Origin of the sequence: Stenotrophomonas sp. GD03819 (assembly GCF_029841665.1) — a bacterium.
GTDB classification, from domain to species: Bacteria; Pseudomonadota; Gammaproteobacteria; order Xanthomonadales; family Xanthomonadaceae; genus Stenotrophomonas; species Stenotrophomonas geniculata.
Genome location: NZ_JAOCEW010000025.1, coordinates 16,723 through 33,165, shown reverse-complemented (window position 1 = coordinate 33,165; position 16,443 = coordinate 16,723). Strand labels below are relative to the sequence as shown.

Here is a 16,443-nt window from a genome sequence, read left to right as displayed (position 1 = left end):
TGAGAAGAGGGGCGGCGGTGCGGGCGCATCACCGTGCGTAGGTTCGCCAGAAGAGCACGCGGTCTTCGGTCCTGTTGATGGCGACGAAGACCGATTTTCCGGATTCAGGTGCGCAGCGAAAGACGCGGTACGACGCGCTGAGCGTCGCGTCGCCAGGCCACCAGTGTCGATTGAACGCAACAGGATCGCTGTCGTTGAATATGGTTGCCTGGCAATCCGCAGGCAGCTGCAGTGGTATCGCAGGGGGCTTGGTGAAGGCCAGCGCGCTGGTGTTCGAGTCGAGGTCGTGTACCTCGCGCAGGTCGGTCGCCTCGTGGGGTACCCAATCGGGAATCCATCCCTTGTTCACCATGTCGGCGTCAAGCGCCTCGCACAGAGTGTCGAACGAACTGTCCATCACCAGTCCGCAGGCGCCGAGCGCGCTACAGAATGTCACGACGATGGCGCGCCTGGCCATTCCGGCGGGGCTAGTCATCGTCGTCCTCTTCTCCGGAAAGCAGCCTACCCAGTTCTTCCGGTGGCAAGCGCTTGAGCCGCGCTTCCAGTTTCCGATCGTACGGCCGGTCGTTGGGTCCGGTATGGCGCTGCGCCTTGCGCGCGTACTGCTGCATGAACAGGCCGATCTCCTGCGCGATCCTGTCCTTCCGGCGCTTGCCTGCCATCGACGGGCGTCCCTGTGTTCATCCTGAATCATCGGTCGGCGCACGCTAGCACGGATGCCGGGCGCTGCAACAGGCCCGCTTGTCGAGGTTTGACGTTGAAGAAGGTCTGCGCGGATGATGCGCGGGCGCGAGGCGCGAGGCGCGGGAGGGGGTCTGTCAATGAGGACACTGATGGGGGGGGCTTGCCGGCCTGTTCGTGGCGTACGTTGCCAGTTGCTCGGCGATCTCAGTGTGGCATTCCCACGCGCTTGCCTCGGTCCCGGTCGGGGCGAGCAGGGCCTAGGTACTGCGGGTGCTGGGGCAACCTGACGTGGTGGAGCATGCCGGTGCTCCCTTTACCCGCTATGCCAGCAGTGGATGCGGGGTCGCTGTGCGCAGCGATGGTGGTATGAGAACCGGCTGGGCCTGGATACCCAAGCCTGGTCGGTGGAGTTGGCTGCTTCCGATCACGTGCTCGTAACGTCGCGCTTGACATCACTGTAGAAGACCGCGACAAGCGCATGCGTATCCATCGACCTTTCATCTTCATCGCAAGCTTGGCCCTGATGGCGTCGTGCGGGCTGATGGGCGTAATGGTGCTCATTTATGGCTTCAACGAGCACGGCCTGAGCTGCGGCAGGCTGTGCTCACTGGAGATCTCCATCCGCCTGCTCTTTGGTGATCGGGGATTCGAAATACTGGTTGCGATGGGGCTCGTTGCCGCGGCGCTGATGGTCGGGCATATCGCACTGCGGGAGGGCATGCATGCCGGGCGGCAGCGGAGGCATGTGGGGCGCGGTGGGCGCAAACACCCCCGACCGGAGCGACCCCGGTCGTAGGGTGTCTGCACCGGGGTAAATCGCTCCATGTCGGACGCTGCAGGTCGCTTCAGCGATGCAGGGCGTCGATGATCAGCCCGGTGGCGATCTCCACCAACAGGTACTCGTTGTCGGACTGGCGCACCCAACGCCGGTCGCGGCCCGGCTCGCGCAGGTCATAGCGCGCGTAATCGTCTACCCAGTAGCGGCGGTCCACTTCGGCCCACGGCAGGCGCTCGCCACGTCGCCAGGCCTTCTTCTGCCAGCCCGGCGGCGGCGCATCACGGTTATGCGGGCCGCCCGCATGCGGTGGCGGGCCGTTGCCGCGGGCGTGGTGCGGCGGATCGGCGAAGGCGGGCGCTACGGCGAGTGCTGCGGCCGAGCCCACGGCAATGGCAAGAAGACGTATGGATGTCATCGGGATGCCTCCGTCATGGCCGCGATATGCGGCGCTGTGAGCGCGAATATAGGGCAGGCCGTGTGAATGAATACGGATGTGGACAGGGCTTTCATGAACAGATCGGGTAGCGGCTGCTGCTGCGAAGACGACGTCAGCGGGCCGCACCAATGGCGACGGCCCCTGCAGCCCAACCGCCACCCACTGACAGGAACACATCCATCTGACGGTCGACCCGCTCCGCGCGGGAGGCCGCCAGTGCGGACTCCGCATCTGCCAGCGCGGCCTGGGCCGAAAGCACGTCGAGAAAATCGATCCTGCCGAAGCGGTAGAGCTGCTGTGCCTGTCCGGCTGCGCGCGCCGCGTCCCCGCGCGCCTGCGCCAGGCTGCGCTCGCGTTCAAGCTCCTGCGTGCAGGCAGAAAGCGCGGTCTCGGTCTGGCGCAGTGCCTGCAGCACGATGCCGTCAAAGGAAGCAAGAGCGGCATCCACATTGGCGCCGGCCGCCGCGATGCGGGCCTTGGCCACGCGGCGGTTGGGCCAGTGCCATGAGAGCAGCGGCCCGACGCTCGCCCCGAAACCGTCGGCCGAAAACAGCTGCCCTCGCGTGCCTGCTGTGCCCAGGGATGCGCCCAGGGTGACCCGCGGATAAAGTTCCGCGGTCTCTACGCCGATCATCGCCGTGGCCGCGGCAAGGCTCCGCTCGGCGGCACGTATGTCAGGGCGCCGCTGGAGCAGCTGCCAGCCCTCACCGACCGGCAGCGCCTGCTCCAGCTCCGGGGGGCGCGGGCACGCTTCCGCCTCCCTCGGATAGTCCGCCGGCACCCTGCCCATCAATGCGGCCAGTTCGAACAGTGCGGCCTGACGTTCGGCCAGCAGGTGCGGTATCCCCGCCGCGCTGCGGTTGACGGCGGCACCGGCACGGCTGACATCGAAGTCCGTTCCTCGGCCGCCTGCGGCGAGGCGGCGGGTTGCCTCCAGCGTGGCGCGCTGTATCGCCAGCACCTGCCGGGTCGCAGCGAGCGTGTGATTGCTTGTGCAGATCTGGAAATAGGCACGGGTGACGGCAGCAGCGACGACCACGCGGACCTGGTCGCGTGCCGCAGCGACGGCCTCGGCGTCCGCGTTGGCGGCTTCGATGCCGCGGCGGATGCCGCCTGCAAGATCCAGTGGATAGGAGAGGTGAAGGCCCAGCGCATACGACTGCGGCGCGGCCGGCGCTTGGGCGTAGCCACCTGTATGGGTGAGCGTGCCCGATGCATCCACGTCGGCTTGCACGGCACCGCGCGCGCGGTACTCCAGCACGGTTGCGCTGGCGCGCCGAAGGTTGGCATCGGCGGCGCGCAGGTCGGTATTGGCCGCCAGTGCTTCGCGTACGTAGGCGTCAAGCCGGGGGTCGCCGTACAGGTGCCACCATCGATCTGGTGGCGCGTCCTGGCTGAACGATGCCTCCTGGCCCGAGACGAACGCCCGCGCCACCTGGGGGGAGGCCGCGACCGCATTCGCAGGCAGGTGATAGTCGGGGCCGGATACGCAGGCCGTCATGGGCAGCAGCAGGGCAAGCAGCCCACCGCGTAGTGTTCGCACGCTCACTTGCAGGCTCCCGGTGCCGAGGGTGTGATGGTCACACTCGCAGTGCGACCCACGATCAGGCGGATATCCGACGGCGCATCATCGATGCGGATGCGTACCGGGATGCGCTGCGCCAGCCTCACCCAGGTATAAGTTGGCGCCACGGCGGGCAGCAGGTTGTGTGTGCTTGAGCGCTGATCGTCGGCAATGCCGGCGGCGATGGTATCCACGTGTCCGCGGACGTCGTGGTTGTCGCCCATCAGCCGGGCCACGGCGGCATCCCCCTCGGTGATGCAGGCCAGTTTGGTTTCCTCGAAGTAGCCCTCGATACGCAGGCTGCCGGTGTCGATCAGCGCCAGTGCCTGCGCACCGGGTTGCAGGTAGTCGCCCGCGTGCAGGTCGAGGTTGGTGATGATGCCATCGGTGGTTGCGCGCACCTCGGTGCGTTGCACGTTGAGCTGGGCAACGCGCTGTTCGGCCCGTGCCTGCGCCAGCGCGGCCAGCTCGGTATCGACCTTGGCGGCATTGCGTTCGCGGGTTTCCGAAGCGACCAGGTTGCCAAGTGCGTTGTCCCGCGCCGATTCGCGGCGGGCCAGCGCCAGCGTGGCATGCGCGCTCCTGACCGCCGCGTCTGCCTTCTCCAGCGTGGCGGCGAAGCGTGGCTGATCGAGCACCAGCAGCAGCTGGCCGGCACTGACCCGCTGATTGTCGTGCACCAGCACCTGGGTGACCAGCCCCCCCATGTCCGACGCAACGCGCACCACATCGGCGCGCACCCGCCCATCCCGCGTCCACGGGCGCATTTCGTAACGATTCCAGAGGGAGAACGCGGCAATGGCGGCAAGCGCACACACGCCCAGAGTTGCGCTCCAGCGCCCGATGACAGCAAGCAGGTGTTTCATTTCATTTCTCGAGCAGGGGCGAGAGCCGGATCATCAGCTCCGCCAGGATCACGAACAGGGACAGGCCCACCAGCGGCCGCGCGGCGAACAGCCGGTACAGACCGAGGCTGGCGAGCAGGCGTGAAGTCAGTATCGACAGCACCAAGGCGGCAGCGGCCACGGCGAGCAGGCCGGGAATGTGCACGCCATCAATGGAAAGATCAGAGAGCATGCGGTCAGTGCCGATGGGTGAGCGGTGAGGCCAGCAGGTCGCGGCGCAACCCGCTGAGCAGGTGCAGCAGATTCCCTCGATCGGCCTCGGCGATGGCTGTTGCGGCCTCGCGCATGCAGTCCAACAACTTCAGAAGATGGGCATCGACACTGCGTGGCGCGTGGGCGCGAACCCTGAAATGTGCGGCGACGCGTTCGACCAGCGCCGCGTGTAGCGCCCGAACGTGCGGGTTGTCCAGGTACTTGTCCAGTGTGCGGAGTTGGCTGGATGCATGTGCCGCACGAACGTCCGCAAACAATACCCGCAGCTCGTGTACTGCGCTGGAACGGCCCTGCAACCTTGGAGCGAGCAGCCCGATGCGATCCAGCATGCGGCTGAGCCAGGCGCGGGTCACATCACCTCGTCCGGCGGTGTGTCGTGCGATATCCCGACGGATCGAATGCTCCAACCGTGCGCGGTTGCGGCCCGCGTCGGCGGTCTGGAACAGCTGCATGCTGCACAGTGCCACCGTCGTACCCACGAACAGCGCAACGCTGTTGTTGAGTGCGCCGACGATGTTGACCGAATTGGTCGCGCCCAGGCCTGCGATGATCGGGAAGGTCAGTACCACGCCCAGGGCGGCCATGATGAAGGGCGGCCGGGCCAGGAACGATCCGCACAGCAGCAGCACCGGCGCGAGCGCGGCAATCAGGCCGGTGATATCGGACAACGCGGGGAAGATCAGCAGACCGTAGAGCAGGCCGACGGCCACGCCGATGCACGATCCCACCAGGTAGCGCATGACATGCGGTGCCGGCGCTTCGATCGTGCCGAACAGCACGCACGCCGTGCCGATGATGGATACCGCCGTGGCGCCCTCCGACCAGCCGGTGACGATCCACAGAACGCAGCTCAGCAGGATGCCGGCGAACGCGCCCAGCGCGCTGCGCAGGGCAAGCCGATGATCCCGGTGAAGTACCGCACCCTGCACATGTCGCGCAAGGCGGGCAGGCACATGCCGACGCCAGTCGGGACGGGCAGTGTGCAGTTGCGCCCGCAGCACGCGGCAGTCGGCGTGGGCGAGGTCGAGCTCGGCCTGTTGCGCGGCGAGGCCGGCCTGCAGCAGATCGCGCCAGCCCGTTGCATCCATCGCGCCGGCCTGTGGTGAACGCAGTCGGTCGATGGAATCTTCCACCGCGCTGGACAGCATCAGGACGTCCAGCATCCGGTCGTGCAGGGCGCGCAGGATCTGCACCTGCGCCACGCCGTGGGCGCTGTCGTAGGGCAGGTGGATCGACAGCACATGCAGCTCGAGCAGGTCGGCGGCCACTTTCGAGCGGTCCGTCGCCAGTACCGTGTCCGATGCACCGGCGCGCATGTCCCGTGTCCATCGTTCCGCATCATCCAGCACGGCAGCAACCCGCGCGTGCACGCGCATCGAGACCCGGCGCGGCAGCACCAGCGCATGTACCAGCGTTGCAGCCAGGATGCCGATGGCGATTTCCTGCACCCGCGTGATGGCAATGGTGAACACGTCTCCCGGCACCATCACCGCAGGAAATCCAATCAGGCTGGTGGTATAGCCGGCCAGCAGGAACGCATAGGCACGTGGCGTGCGGTCGAGCATCGCCAGATACAGGCACAGCGCCATCCACGTGGCGAGTGCGGCGCTCAGCACCAGGGGGGCATTGGCGAAACGTGGCACCAGCACGACGGTGGCGACGGCCCCGCCCACGGTACCGAGCAGGCGGAACAGGCCGCGGCTGAGCGTTGCCCCGGAAAAGGGCTGTGACACCAGATAGACCGTGCCGATCACCCAGAACGGGCGATTCAGGCCGACCCTCAGAGAGACATACAGCCCCAGCGACGCGGCGAGCAGGCATTTGAGCGAGAACAGCAGCGCTTCCTGATCGGTCCTGAGGGCAGGGTTTTTCAACCGGGCAAATGCCTGGCGCATGTAGGGGCGGAACGGGGTGGGGGAGTGCATGCGGCTCATGCTAGTGATCGGCCGCACTGGCGAATTTCGCTACAATGACAATCAATCGCTAAAACCGGTCAATGTGAGAATGGCTCGCATTTCGCTCCCCGGCTTTGACCTGGACCCGGACGAGACCGATCGCCCGGCGGTCGCCAGCCGCCTGCAGGTGGCCGAGCACGACGCGGAGATTCCCGTGCATGAGCACCGCAAGGGTCAGCTCATTCTTGCGCTGCATGGGGCGGTGACCTGCGAAGTGGCCAATGCGTTGTGGATCGTGCCGCCCCAGTGTGGCGTCTGGATTCCGGGTGGCATGCCGCACAGCAACCGCGCCACCGCCAACGCGCGCCTGTGCTACCTGTTCGTCGAGCCCGGCATTGTCGATCTGCCCATGCAATGCGTGACGCTGGCGATCTCCCCGATGCTGCGCGAGATGATCCTGCACCTGGCCGACGCGCCGCTGGACTACCCGCATGGCAGCCACACCGACCGGCTGGCGCGGGTGTTGCTGGACGAGCTGGTGCAGATGCCGGCCGAGCATCTGTCGCTGCCGGTCAGCCATCACCCGAAGGTGCGTGCGCTGGCGGCGGCGCTGTCGGCGGATCCGGCAGACCGCAGCACCATCAGCCAGTGGGCCATGCGCCTGGCCCTGGGCGAGCGGACGTTGACCCGGCTCATCGAACGCGAAACGGGATTGTCCTTCGGGCGCTGGCGGCAGCAGTTGCATCTGCTCATCGCCATTCGTGAACTCGCCGCGGGTGCACCGGTACAACGCGTTTCCGAGACGCTGGGCTATGAGTCGGTGACGGCCTTCATCACGATGTTCAAGAAGGCGCTTGGCCTTTCCCCGGCGCGGTACTTTGCCGTGCGGCTGCGCGGGCAGTAGCGGGGAACAACGGGGGAAGCCGTTGCCTGGAACGTGCGCGATATCCAGGGCCGCATCAGCCAGATCGGCCTGACCCGGCCCGGCCAAGCCCGCCAGATCGTGGTGAACAACGTGACCTATGCGGCCTTCGGACCGGCGACCGGTTGGACTTATGGCAACGGCCGCCAGTTGCAGCGCCCGCTGGACCTCGACTATCGCCCGCAGGCGGTGCACGACCCGGCGGCAGGCGGCCTGTCGCTGGGCTACGGCTATGACCCGGTCGGCTCGGTCACCGAGCTGAAGAACGGCACGGGCTCGACGGTGCTGGCCAAGTACGCCTACGACACGCTGGGTCGCCTGACCCAGACTCAGGACGGCGCGACTGGCACGCCGATCGAAACCTATGCCTACGACGCCACGGGCAATCGGACCGCGCTGACCATCTCGGCAGGCACCGCCAGCTACACCTATCCCGCAACCAGCCACCGGCTGACCGCCGTGGATGGCGAAGCGCGCACCCAGGACGCGGTGGGCAACACCACCAGCATCGGCAGCAAGACGTTCATCTACAACGATGCGAACCGCATGAACGCGGTGAGGCAGGGTGATGCCGTGCTGGAAAGCTACGGTTACAACCATCGCGGCGAGCGCGTGCTGCGTACCCCGGCCGGTGGCGCAGCGCAGATCACGTTTTACGACGAGGCTGGGCAGTGGCTGGGCAACTACTCGGCCACGGGCCAGGCGCAGCAGCAGGCCATCTGGTTGGACAACTACCCGGTGGCGCTGATCAATGGGCAGAGTACCGGCGTGCCGGAACTGGCCTACGTCCAATCAGATCACCTGGCACACCGCGCGTTGTGATCGACCCGGTGCGGAATGTCTCGATCTGGGAGTGGAGCAACAAGAGCGAAGTATTTGGCAACCAGATTCCCAGCGCCGATCCGGACGGCGATGGCGTGGCATTCGAGTTGGCGCTGCGATTCCCGGGCCAACAGGCGACGGATGCGAGTGGGTTGTTCTACAACTACCAGCGGGAGTATGACCCTGCGGTGGGTCGTTATTCGCAGAGTGATCCGATTGGGCTCGCAGCGGGGCCAAATACCTTTGGCTACGCGATGGGAAATCCGATGAGTTGGATTGACCCTGAGGGCTTGGAAGTACTTGTATGTAGTCAGCCGGCCTTTGGAGTATCCAACAATCCAATTGATCACCAATGGATTCGTACGGATACAGTTGAGGCAGGCATGGGTGGCACTCGTGGAAACGTACCTGGTAACGACAGTGGAGACATGCCAGGCGATCCCGTGCAGGTGACCAACCATGTCGGTCGTAGCAATGAGCCTGGAGCATCATGCAAAGTGGTTAAAAATGTCGACGAAGCGAGAGTCAATTCCCAGCTTCAGATAGGGAGATCACTTGGTAGGTGGGGGCCTGCCAACCATTGCCAATCATTTGTAGCCAAGACACTTTGGAATGCTAGTACAGTCGAACTGCAGCAAGAGCAGAACAAACGATTGCTCAACTCGAAGGTTCCTGGGCTGAGGTAGGTATGAAGAGATACATGACATGCGTCCTGCTGGCGTCACTTTCTTCGGCATGTGCGGATCAGAAGCAGGGCGCAACGACGAATTCGTTCGACGATGAGCGGATAGAATGTGTTGAGCCCGCTCGACTGAAGACCGAGCCGTGGGGAAAAGCGGGCTCTTTGAAGGGGTGCGAGATTGCTGATGGTCCATTTGTCGCCGCAGATGATGGGTATATTCGTATGCGTGGACAGTTTAAGAATGGGCATAAGGCCGGTGTGTGGCGATGGTACGACCGAAGTGGAAATGTCACTAAAGAAGTCAATTACTCACAGTAGTCTTTGCGGGGGAGGCTGGATGCAGTGCCCTGAAGGACATCCCGTGCCCAGATTCCTCACCCCCGACGAGGTCTCCCTCATCCACAGGCTGCTGCCCGAGACGAACGAGCTGTCCGAACGGTTGTTGAAGGATCTGGCGCTCGCCCAGGTGGAGGACGTGGAGGTCGTCGGATTCGGAGGCGTGGTGTTCCTGTCCAGCACGACCCAGGTCTTCGGAAGCGACATTGCCACTGCAATGCTTGCCGATGCCGACGGCGTGCCGGTGAGAGTCACCCTGTGCCTGGACAATCACGATCAGCTCTTCGAGCTGGAGCTGTGCAAAGTGGACTTCTCACCGATCATCGGGGTCGATCTGAGGAGCGCTTTCAGCGAGCACTGACACCTGCTGAAAGTGGTCCTCGCCGAAGGGCGTGGCGCATCGCGTTCACCCTTCGGGCTGCAACCGCCCCACCGCCTGCGCGCACAACGACTGGCAGGCCATGACCAACCCCTCCATCACCCGGTCGCCCACGTACTCTTCCGGTTCGCCATTCTGCCGGGTGCGTTCGGCCGCCAGCAGCATTTCCAGCACCACCCGCAACCCGGTCAACGCGCAATCGGCGTCGGCCAGGGCGAGGCGGCGGCCGGGCAGCTGGTGACGCTCCGGCCACGGTTGCCCATCGGCCGCCGCACCGGAGCCGATGCGGTGGAGATTGGCAATGAAGGTGTTCCTGTCCACTGTTGGCGCAGCCTGTGGCGAACCGTCATCGCCGGCGGCGCTGCGGTAGGCGTGCAGATGCGGGAAGTCCGATTCGTTCATGGCGAGGCTCCGTGCAGGGCAATCGGTAGCCGCCACTCGAAAGGTGGCGGGCGGTACGTGGTTCGAATCCGGGTTGGCCTCAAGCCGGCGGGCGCGAACGCCCCCAACGCACCGCCCGCCATAGCCGGCAGACGGATTGCCAGCCGGCGCCACGCATGGTGACGCCGGCTGGCAAGCGCACTTACTCAAGGCCAACACGGGATTCGAAGCCCGGCCACCCTTTTCCGGTGGCACGCCATCTGAGCCCCTGGCGCTGTGCAATGCCAATCAGAAGAGTTGCAAACATCACTCGATTGGAGACGCTTTTGACATTGTCCTACGCTGTTAAGCCCCGCCAGTGCTGGCTGGCGTAGTGATCCGCCCGCAACGTGCAATCTGCGACATGTGTCCAGGTTGTCACGGCGAACGGGACGGGCGGGGAGGGCCTATCACGACAGGCGGTGCCAATTCAGGCTGCGTGCCTCCCGGGTTGACGCTTTCAACGCCCCAGCGCACTCTGCGGGTTGGGGTCGACAACCCGTTCAGGGGCAGGGCTGCAGGGTGGTACCAGGAGGCGGAACAGCGATGAGCCAACTCACCGACAGCTTCGGACGCAGCTTTCCGTACCTGCGCTTGTCGCTCACCGAAGCCTGCAACTTCCGGTGCAGCTACTGCCTTCCCGACGGGTACCAGGCCGACGGCCGCCCGCGTTTCCTGCAGGTGGATGAGATCGGCCGCTTGGTGCGGGCCTTTGCCGCGCTGGGCATGAGCAAGATCCGCCTGACCGGTGGCGAGCCCAGCCTGCGCAAGGATCTGGACGAGATCATCGCCACCGTGGCGGCGGTGCCGGGCATCCGCAAGGTGGCCATCACCACCAATGGCACGCTGCTGCCGCGGCGCCTGCCGGGTTGGCACCGGGCAGGCCTGACTGCGCTGAACGTGAGCATGGACAGCCTGCAGCGCGAGCGTTTCCACACCATCACCGGCCACGACCGTCTGCCAGAGATCCAGCAGGGTCTTGCGCTGGCGCAGGCGCTGGGCCTTTCGGCAATCAAGCTCAACGCAGTGCTGCTGCGCGGCCTGAACGACGACGAGCTGCCGCAGTGGATGGAGTACCTGCGCGATCGCCCCTTCAGCGTGCGCTTCATCGAACTGATGCGTACCGGCGACAACGAAGCCTATTTCCAGCGCCACCACCTGCGCGCCGACGTGGTGATCGAGCAGCTGCTGGCGGCTGGCTGGCACGAGCGCCCGCGCGCCGCCGATGCCGGCCCGGCGCGCGAGTTCGGCCACCCCGACCATCGCGGCAGCATCGGCATCATCGCGCCGTACTCGCGTGACTTCTGCAAGGGCTGCAACCGCCTGCGGGTGACCGCCAAGGGCGACCTGCGGCTGTGCCTGTTCGGCGAGTTCGGCGTGCCGCTGCGCCCGCTGCTGCAGCGCGACGAGGACCACGACGCGCTGCTGGCACGCATCACCACCCAGCTTGGCCTGAAAGCGGCCGGGCATGGACTGCACCAGGGCCAGACCGGGCTGACCCCGCACCTGGCCTCCATCGGAGGATGAGCAACACGATGAGTGGGGAATTGAATGCGGCCTTCCACATGGCCGATGTCCGCAACAAGCGCATCAGCCGCCGTCGTGCGGTGGCGGTGGGCGAGCTTCATGCCGGTCCGGTGGCCTATCCGCTGATTGTCGAGCGCCGCCTGCCCAAGGGCGATGCGCTGGTGATGGCCGAGATTGCCGGCCTGCAGGGCGCCAAGATGGCGTCGATGCTGATGCCGCTGTGCCATCCGCTGCCGCTGGAACTGGTGCAGGTGTTCTGCGCACCGGTGCCGGAGCGGCAGGCGATCCGCGTGTGGTGCGAGTGCGCCAGCGAGGCGCGCACCGGCGTGGAGATGGAGGCACTGGCCGGCGTCAACGCGGCGCTGCTGACCCTGTACGACCTGAGCAAGCCGGTGGAGCCGGCGCTGCGCATCGAAGGCATCCGCCTGCTGTTCAAGGAAGGCGGCAAGCGCGGGGTCTGGCTGCACCCCGACGGCATGGACGAGGCCGAGCGTGCGCGTTTCAAGCCGCGTGCACCGAAGGGGTTGGAGGGTGCGGCCTGCGCGGTGATCACACTGAGTGATCGCGCCAGCGAGGGCAGTTATGAGGATGTGTCCGGCCCGACCCTCGTGACCGGGCTGAAAAAGCTGGGTGGCGAGGTGGTGGCCGCCGAGGTCTTGCCTGATGGCATCGAGCCGTTGGCCACCCGCCTGCAGGCCTTGGCGGCCGAGGGCGTGCGCCTGTGCCTGTGTACCGGCGGCACCGGGCTGGGCCCGCGTGACCTGACCCCGGAGGCGCTGCGTTCGTTGAACGCGCGGCCGGTGCATGGCCTGGCACAGATGGTGCGGGCGCTGAGCGCGCAGCACACGCCGATGGCCTGGCTGAGCCGCGCCGAGGTGGTGCAGCTGGGCAACATGCTGGTGTTTGCATTGCCTGGCAGCCCGAAGGCGGCGGCGCAGTGCCTGGATATCCTGGCGCCGGTGCTGGGCCATGCGCTGGCGATGGTCGAGGGGGATGGCCACGCATGATTGCCTACAGTGAAGCGCTGCAGCACCTGCTGGACGCGGCCACGCCGTTGCCGGCCGAACACCTGCCGCTGCATGAGGCGGCCGGGCGGGTCCTGGCCAGTGACATCCACAGCGCGCAGTCACTGCCGCCGTTCGACAATTCGGCGATGGACGGCTTCGCGCTGCGCGCCAACGGCGCGACGTTCGAAGCTGGTACCGAGTTCGCTGTTCAGGGCTGGCAGGCAGCAGGCGATGCCGGCGCCGAAGGCGGCGAGGGTGCCTGGGAAATCATGACCGGTGCGCGCATGCCGGCAGGGCTGGATACGGTGGTACCGGTCGAGAACGTAGAAATCCTCGCCAGCGAGGATGGCCGCCCGACCCGCATTGCCCTGAAGGCATTGGTGAAGCCGGGCCAGAACGTGCGCCTGCGCGGCGAGGATGTAAGCGACGGCGAGCGCGTGCTGCAGGCCGGGCAGGTGCTGGACATCAACGCGCGCACCCTGCTGCATGCCATTGGCGTGGGCGAGGTGGCGGTGGTGGCGCGGCCAAAGGCGGCGGTGATTGCTACCGGCAAGGAGCTGGTGACCGAGGCGGCGCAGACGCTGGCATCCGGGCAGATTCGTGACAGCAACCGGCCGTATCTGGTCGGCCGCCTGCAGGCCGCCGGTGCCGAGGTGGTCTGGCAGGGCACGGTGGGCGATGAGGTGGCGGCGTTCAACGCGGTCCTGGATGAAGCGCTGGACGCGGGTGCGCAGCTGTTGATCAGCACCGGCGCGGTGTCGGCCGGCCGCTACGATTTCATTCCCGACGCGCTTCGCGGCCGGGGTGCGCGCATCGTGTTCCACAAGGTGGCGATCCGGCCGGGCAAGCCGTTGCTGTTTGCGGTGCTGCCCAATGGCGCGCTGTATTTCGGCCTGCCCGGCAACCCGGTGTCGGCTGCGGTGGGCCAGCGCTTCTTCGTCGAGCCGGTACTGCGCCGCCTGCTGGGGCTGGCACCGGAGCCGGTGTTGACATTGCCCCTGCAGACCGACGTGCGCACGCCGCCCGGCCTGCGCTTCCACGCGCGGGCGCGGGTGGAAGTGGATGCGCAGGGTCGCCTGAGTGCGCGCGTGCTGGCCGGGCAGGAGTCGTTCCGTTTGATGTCCATGCTGCAGGCCAACGCCTGGGTGGTGCTGGAAGGCGAGGGCGGTCTGGCCCCTGCCGGCACGCCGGTGCGTGTGCAGGGCTGGGGTCATCAGGACCCGGTGCAGCTGGCGAGCCAGGAGCCGTGATGAGACAGGTAAATCTGCAGTTGTTCGGCGCGTTCTCCGATCTGGATGCCAGCCGCGAGATTGCCGTGGAGGTGGCCGGCGGCACCGTGGCCGATCTGCGCCAGGCGCTGCGCGAGCTGCTGCCGCTGCGTTGGCCGGGTTTCCGTGCCGGGCTGCTGGATTACTCGGCGTTCGCCGACCAGCAACGCGTGCTGCGCGACCACGAGGCGTTGCCCGACGATGGCCGAGTGGCGATCCTGCCGCCGGTGAGCGGGGGCTGAGCGATGAGCGAGACGATCATCGCGAAGGTGGTGGACCGCGCGCAGGCGGCGATTGATCCGGCCGAAGGCATCGCGGCGGTCTCCGATCCGGGCTTCGGCGGCATCGATGTGTTCATCGGCAAGGTGCGCGACGTCAATGTGGGCCGGCGGGTGACCGGGATCACCTACGACCTGTTCGAGCCGTTGGTGCTGAACGAGTTCAAGCGCCTGGCGGCCGAGGTCGAGGCTACGTTCGGTCCGAAGTTGAAACTGTATGTGGCCCATGCCAAGGGGCGACTCGGCATCGGCGATGTGGCGGTGGTGGTGGCCGCCGGCAGCCCGCACCGCGACGAGGCGTTCCGCGCGTGCCGGCAGCTGATCGAGGTGGTGAAGCACCAGTGCCCGATCTGGAAGCAGGAGCATTACGAAGACGGCGACAGCGCGTGGAGCGAGGGCTGCAGCCTATGCCATGCAGACAGCGAAGCTTCGCACTCCCACGACCACACACATGACCATGGGCATTGACCGCGCCCTTCGGAGGGGCGCGGGACTCAGTAGATCCACGCCATGCGTGGATGAGGCCTTTCCCGCGCGTCCGGCCGACACAGCCACGCATGGCGTGGCTCTATTGCGATGACCATCAACGGCATCGTGCTGGCCGGTGGCCTGTCCAGCCGGATGGGCCGCGACAAGGCGCTGCTGCCCTGGCACGGCCGCACAATGCTGGAACACATGCGGGGGCTGTTGCTGCAGGCGGGCGCCGGGCGGGTGTGGGTGAGCGGTGACTACCCGGCGTTTGGCGGAATCCCGGACCGGGTCGCACGCTGCGGCCCGCTGGGCGGCCTCTACAGTGTCGCGATGAAGATGACTGATGGCCCCGCCTGGGTGGTGCCGGTCGATACGCCGCGGGTGACACCCGCGCTGTTGCAACGGCTGCAGGCCGATCAAGCGCGTGCCTGCACGGTGTTCGACGATGAACCGTTGCCGATGCGGTTGCCGATCGATGATCATTGCCGCCGCGTGCTGCAGGAGCTGATTGAGGATCCGACGGCGCGTCGTTCACTGCGCGCCCTGCAGGAACGCCTGGGCGTGACGCGGTTGCCACTGGCGCCGGAGGATCAGGCGTTGCTGCTCAACTGCAATACCCCGTCGGAATGGGAGTCCATCACAGCATGAAGGTCCAGCTGCAACAGCAATCGATGCGCCTGCGCGTGGATGAAGAGGAACTGGCACGACTGCTTGGCGGGGAGTCGGTGGAGAACCTGACCCGCTTCGGTGGGAGTGGCGGCTGGGGCGCCGCGGTCTCGTTGCATGCAGGCGATCAGGCCGTGCTGCTTGATGGCGGCACATTCTGCCGGTTGGTGCTGCCACGCGAAGCTGTTGAAGGGCTGGCGGGGCGGCTGCCTTGCCGCGATGGCCTGGGCTTCGGCATCGCCCTGGATGACGACAGCATGTTGCAGCTCCAGTTCGACGTGGATGTGCGAGACAGCGTGCGGCAGCGTGGCCCGCAGCGACGTTCTGAACCTGCGCCGGAGTAAGCGCAGGTTGCTCAGGGCCGGGTGACGCGCTGTCGTATGATGAGGGCCTTCGTTCCTGCGTTGCTGCAATGCCCCTGAATCCCTCCGCTCCCTCCGCGTCCCGACCGGCCACGCCCAATCCGGCAGCGGCCGATGACGGTGACGCGCTGCACTTCTGCAGTACCTGTGCGTTCTCGGACGCCTGCATGTCGCAGGGCTACGACAAGACCGCGCTGGGCGAGCTTCATGTGCTGGTCGATCATGTGGGTCCGTTCCAGGCTGGCGACTATCTCTTCCGTGCGGGCGATCCGTTCGATTCGATCGCAGCGGTCCGCGCGGGGATGGTCAAGACCTTTGTCGATGACAGCCAGGGCAACGAGCAGGTGCTGGGATTCAGCCTGCCCGGTGAAGTGATCGGGCTCAATGCCATCCATGGCGCGCGCTTCCCCTGCAATGCCATAGCGCTGGACACGGTCTACCTGTGCCGTATTTCCTTTCCGCGCCTGAGCCTGCTGGCCACCCGCATGCCGGGACTGCAGGCCCGGCTGTTCAGCCTGCTCAGTGCGGAGATCGGCAAGGTCGCCACGCTGGCGGCCAACCATCGCACCGAGGAGCGCATGGCGGCGTTCCTGCTGGATCTTTCCGAGCGCTATTCCCGGCGCGGTTTCTCGGCCACCCGTTTCAACCTGAGCATGGCCCGTACCGAGATTGCCAACTACCTGCGGATGGCGCCGGAGACGGTGAGCCGGGTGCTTCGCCGGTTGAGCGACGAGGGTGTGATTGCGGTGAACCAACGTGAGATGCTGTTGCTGCAACCCGAGCGGCTGGCGGAACTGGCCGTGACCCGGGAATCCGGACTGGACTGAT

19 protein-coding genes and 1 pseudogene are annotated in these 16,443 nt (G+C 66.3%); 12 read left to right on the top strand and 8 right to left on the bottom strand.

Annotation, left to right across the window (positions count from 1 at the left end):
• Positions 1-28: 28 nt before the first annotated feature.
• Together N5D45_RS15415 and N5D45_RS15410 are read right to left on the bottom strand one after the other, a co-directional pair.
• Positions 29-475: a hypothetical protein gene (locus tag N5D45_RS15415; protein ID WP_057503693.1), complete on the bottom strand. Its 447-nt coding sequence runs from the start codon at positions 473-475 to the stop codon at positions 29-31.
• A complete protein-coding gene (locus tag N5D45_RS15410) occupies positions 468-662 on the bottom strand; it encodes a hypothetical protein (RefSeq protein WP_057503694.1) in 195 nt (64 codons plus the stop codon). Before N5D45_RS15410 ends, N5D45_RS15415 begins: the two co-directional genes overlap by 8 nt.
• A gap of 500 nt (positions 663-1,162) precedes the next feature.
• On the opposite strand from N5D45_RS15410, the gene N5D45_RS15405 reads away from it, so the two are divergent.
• Positions 1,163-1,480, top strand: coding sequence for a hypothetical protein (locus tag N5D45_RS15405; RefSeq protein WP_057503695.1), 318 nt, complete (start codon positions 1,163-1,165; stop codon positions 1,478-1,480).
• Positions 1,481-1,529: 49 nt separating this feature from the next.
• Here N5D45_RS15405 and N5D45_RS15400 read toward each other — a convergent pair whose 3' ends face one another.
• The 5 genes from N5D45_RS15400 to N5D45_RS15380 all read right to left on the bottom strand — a co-directional run bounded on the left by N5D45_RS15400 (position 1,530) and on the right by N5D45_RS15380 (position 6,505).
• Positions 1,530-1,877 (bottom strand): RcnB family protein, encoded by a 348-nt coding sequence (locus N5D45_RS15400; protein WP_019337825.1) that lies wholly within the window; start codon positions 1,875-1,877, stop codon positions 1,530-1,532.
• 133 nt (positions 1,878-2,010) lie between these two features.
• The gene (locus N5D45_RS15395) at positions 2,011-3,447 is read right to left on the bottom strand and encodes an efflux transporter outer membrane subunit (protein WP_279939252.1); all 1,437 of its coding nucleotides are present in this window, start codon (positions 3,445-3,447) and stop codon (positions 2,011-2,013) included.
• The gene (locus N5D45_RS15390) at positions 3,444-4,328 is read right to left on the bottom strand and encodes a biotin/lipoyl-binding protein (protein ID WP_057503697.1); all 885 of its coding nucleotides are present in this window, start codon (positions 4,326-4,328) and stop codon (positions 3,444-3,446) included. Before N5D45_RS15390 ends, N5D45_RS15395 begins: the two co-directional genes overlap by 4 nt.
• 1 nt (position 4,329) lies before the next feature.
• On the bottom strand, positions 4,330-4,539 hold the full coding sequence (locus tag N5D45_RS15385) for a DUF1656 domain-containing protein (RefSeq protein WP_057503698.1): 210 nt from the start codon (positions 4,537-4,539) through the stop codon (positions 4,330-4,332).
• A gap of 4 nt (positions 4,540-4,543) precedes the next feature.
• On the bottom strand, positions 4,544-6,505 hold the full coding sequence (locus N5D45_RS15380) for an FUSC family protein (RefSeq protein ID WP_279939251.1): 1,962 nt from the start codon (positions 6,503-6,505) through the stop codon (positions 4,544-4,546).
• A gap of 79 nt (positions 6,506-6,584) precedes the next feature.
• On the opposite strand from N5D45_RS15380, the gene N5D45_RS15375 reads away from it, so the two are divergent.
• The 3 genes and pseudogenes from N5D45_RS15375 (at position 6,585) to N5D45_RS15365 (ending at position 9,598) form a co-directional block, all read left to right on the top strand.
• Positions 6,585-7,379 (top strand): helix-turn-helix transcriptional regulator, encoded by a 795-nt coding sequence (locus N5D45_RS15375; protein WP_057503699.1) that lies wholly within the window; start codon positions 6,585-6,587, stop codon positions 7,377-7,379.
• 33 nt (positions 7,380-7,412) lie between these two features.
• A pseudogene (locus N5D45_RS15370) lies at positions 7,413-8,512 on the top strand (RHS repeat-associated core domain-containing protein); the annotation flags it as partial.
• Between the two features lie 750 nt (positions 8,513-9,262).
• Complete coding sequence (locus N5D45_RS15365; RefSeq protein ID WP_049480918.1) at positions 9,263-9,598, top strand: hypothetical protein; 336 nt, start codon at positions 9,263-9,265, stop codon at positions 9,596-9,598.
• Positions 9,599-9,643: 45 nt separating this feature from the next.
• Here N5D45_RS15365 and N5D45_RS15360 read toward each other — a convergent pair whose 3' ends face one another.
• A complete protein-coding gene (locus N5D45_RS15360) occupies positions 9,644-10,018 on the bottom strand; it encodes a hypothetical protein (RefSeq protein WP_057503701.1) in 375 nt (124 codons plus the stop codon).
• 564 nt (positions 10,019-10,582) lie between these two features.
• On the opposite strand from N5D45_RS15360, the gene moaA reads away from it, so the two are divergent.
• The 8 genes from moaA (at position 10,583) to N5D45_RS15320 (ending at position 16,442) form a co-directional block, all read left to right on the top strand.
• Entirely contained in the window at positions 10,583-11,563 is a 981-nt protein-coding gene (gene moaA / locus N5D45_RS15355; RefSeq protein ID WP_057503702.1) for a GTP 3',8-cyclase MoaA, read from the top strand.
• Between the two features lie 8 nt (positions 11,564-11,571).
• On the top strand, positions 11,572-12,570 hold the full coding sequence (moaCB, locus tag N5D45_RS15350) for a bifunctional molybdenum cofactor biosynthesis protein MoaC/MoaB (RefSeq protein WP_057503703.1): 999 nt from the start codon (positions 11,572-11,574) through the stop codon (positions 12,568-12,570).
• Positions 12,567-13,820, top strand: coding sequence for a gephyrin-like molybdotransferase Glp (gene glp / locus N5D45_RS15345; protein WP_057503704.1), 1,254 nt, complete (start codon positions 12,567-12,569; stop codon positions 13,818-13,820). The genes moaCB and glp overlap by 4 nt, the downstream gene beginning before the upstream one ends.
• Complete coding sequence (locus tag N5D45_RS15340; protein ID WP_005413671.1) at positions 13,820-14,080, top strand: MoaD/ThiS family protein; 261 nt, start codon at positions 13,820-13,822, stop codon at positions 14,078-14,080. The genes glp and N5D45_RS15340 overlap by 1 nt, the downstream gene beginning before the upstream one ends.
• A 3-nt stretch (positions 14,081-14,083) precedes the next feature.
• Positions 14,084-14,584, top strand: coding sequence for a molybdenum cofactor biosynthesis protein MoaE (locus tag N5D45_RS15335; RefSeq protein ID WP_057503705.1), 501 nt, complete (start codon positions 14,084-14,086; stop codon positions 14,582-14,584).
• Between the two features lie 108 nt (positions 14,585-14,692).
• On the top strand, positions 14,693-15,235 hold the full coding sequence (locus N5D45_RS15330; RefSeq protein WP_057503706.1) for a molybdenum cofactor guanylyltransferase: 543 nt from the start codon (positions 14,693-14,695) through the stop codon (positions 15,233-15,235).
• A complete protein-coding gene (locus N5D45_RS15325; RefSeq protein ID WP_057503707.1) occupies positions 15,232-15,597 on the top strand; it encodes a hypothetical protein in 366 nt (121 codons plus the stop codon). Before N5D45_RS15330 ends, N5D45_RS15325 begins: the two co-directional genes overlap by 4 nt.
• A 68-nt stretch (positions 15,598-15,665) precedes the next feature.
• Positions 15,666-16,442: a helix-turn-helix domain-containing protein gene (locus tag N5D45_RS15320; protein ID WP_057503708.1), complete on the top strand. Its 777-nt coding sequence runs from the start codon at positions 15,666-15,668 to the stop codon at positions 16,440-16,442.
• The last annotated feature ends 1 nt before the right edge of the window (position 16,443 follow it).

Coding starts and splice junctions, on each gene's coding strand:
- N5D45_RS15400 (WP_019337825.1), bottom strand. CDS start 1,877: ATGACATCCATACGTCTTCTTGCCATTGCCGTGGGCTCGGCCGCAGCA.
- N5D45_RS15390 (WP_057503697.1), bottom strand. CDS start 4,328: ATGAAACACCTGCTTGCTGTCATCGGGCGCTGGAGCGCAACTCTGGGC.
- N5D45_RS15405 (WP_057503695.1), top strand. CDS start 1,163: ATGCGTATCCATCGACCTTTCATCTTCATCGCAAGCTTGGCCCTGATG.
- N5D45_RS15320 (WP_057503708.1), top strand. CDS start 15,666: ATGCCCCTGAATCCCTCCGCTCCCTCCGCGTCCCGACCGGCCACGCCC.
- moaA (WP_057503702.1), top strand. CDS start 10,583: ATGAGCCAACTCACCGACAGCTTCGGACGCAGCTTTCCGTACCTGCGC.
- N5D45_RS15380 (WP_279939251.1), bottom strand. CDS start 6,505: ATGCACTCCCCCACCCCGTTCCGCCCCTACATGCGCCAGGCATTTGCC.
- N5D45_RS15360 (WP_057503701.1), bottom strand. CDS start 10,018: ATGAACGAATCGGACTTCCCGCATCTGCACGCCTACCGCAGCGCCGCC.
- moaCB (WP_057503703.1), top strand. CDS start 11,572: ATGAGTGGGGAATTGAATGCGGCCTTCCACATGGCCGATGTCCGCAAC.
- N5D45_RS15385 (WP_057503698.1), bottom strand. CDS start 4,539: ATGCTCTCTGATCTTTCCATTGATGGCGTGCACATTCCCGGCCTGCTC.
- N5D45_RS15415 (WP_057503693.1), bottom strand. CDS start 475: ATGACTAGCCCCGCCGGAATGGCCAGGCGCGCCATCGTCGTGACATTC.
- N5D45_RS15335 (WP_057503705.1), top strand. CDS start 14,084: ATGAGCGAGACGATCATCGCGAAGGTGGTGGACCGCGCGCAGGCGGCG.
- N5D45_RS15325 (WP_057503707.1), top strand. CDS start 15,232: ATGAAGGTCCAGCTGCAACAGCAATCGATGCGCCTGCGCGTGGATGAA.
- N5D45_RS15340 (WP_005413671.1), top strand. CDS start 13,820: ATGAGACAGGTAAATCTGCAGTTGTTCGGCGCGTTCTCCGATCTGGAT.
- glp (WP_057503704.1), top strand. CDS start 12,567: ATGATTGCCTACAGTGAAGCGCTGCAGCACCTGCTGGACGCGGCCACG.
- N5D45_RS15410 (WP_057503694.1), bottom strand. CDS start 662: ATGGCAGGCAAGCGCCGGAAGGACAGGATCGCGCAGGAGATCGGCCTG.
- N5D45_RS15375 (WP_057503699.1), top strand. CDS start 6,585: ATGGCTCGCATTTCGCTCCCCGGCTTTGACCTGGACCCGGACGAGACC.
- N5D45_RS15330 (WP_057503706.1), top strand. CDS start 14,693: ATGACCATCAACGGCATCGTGCTGGCCGGTGGCCTGTCCAGCCGGATG.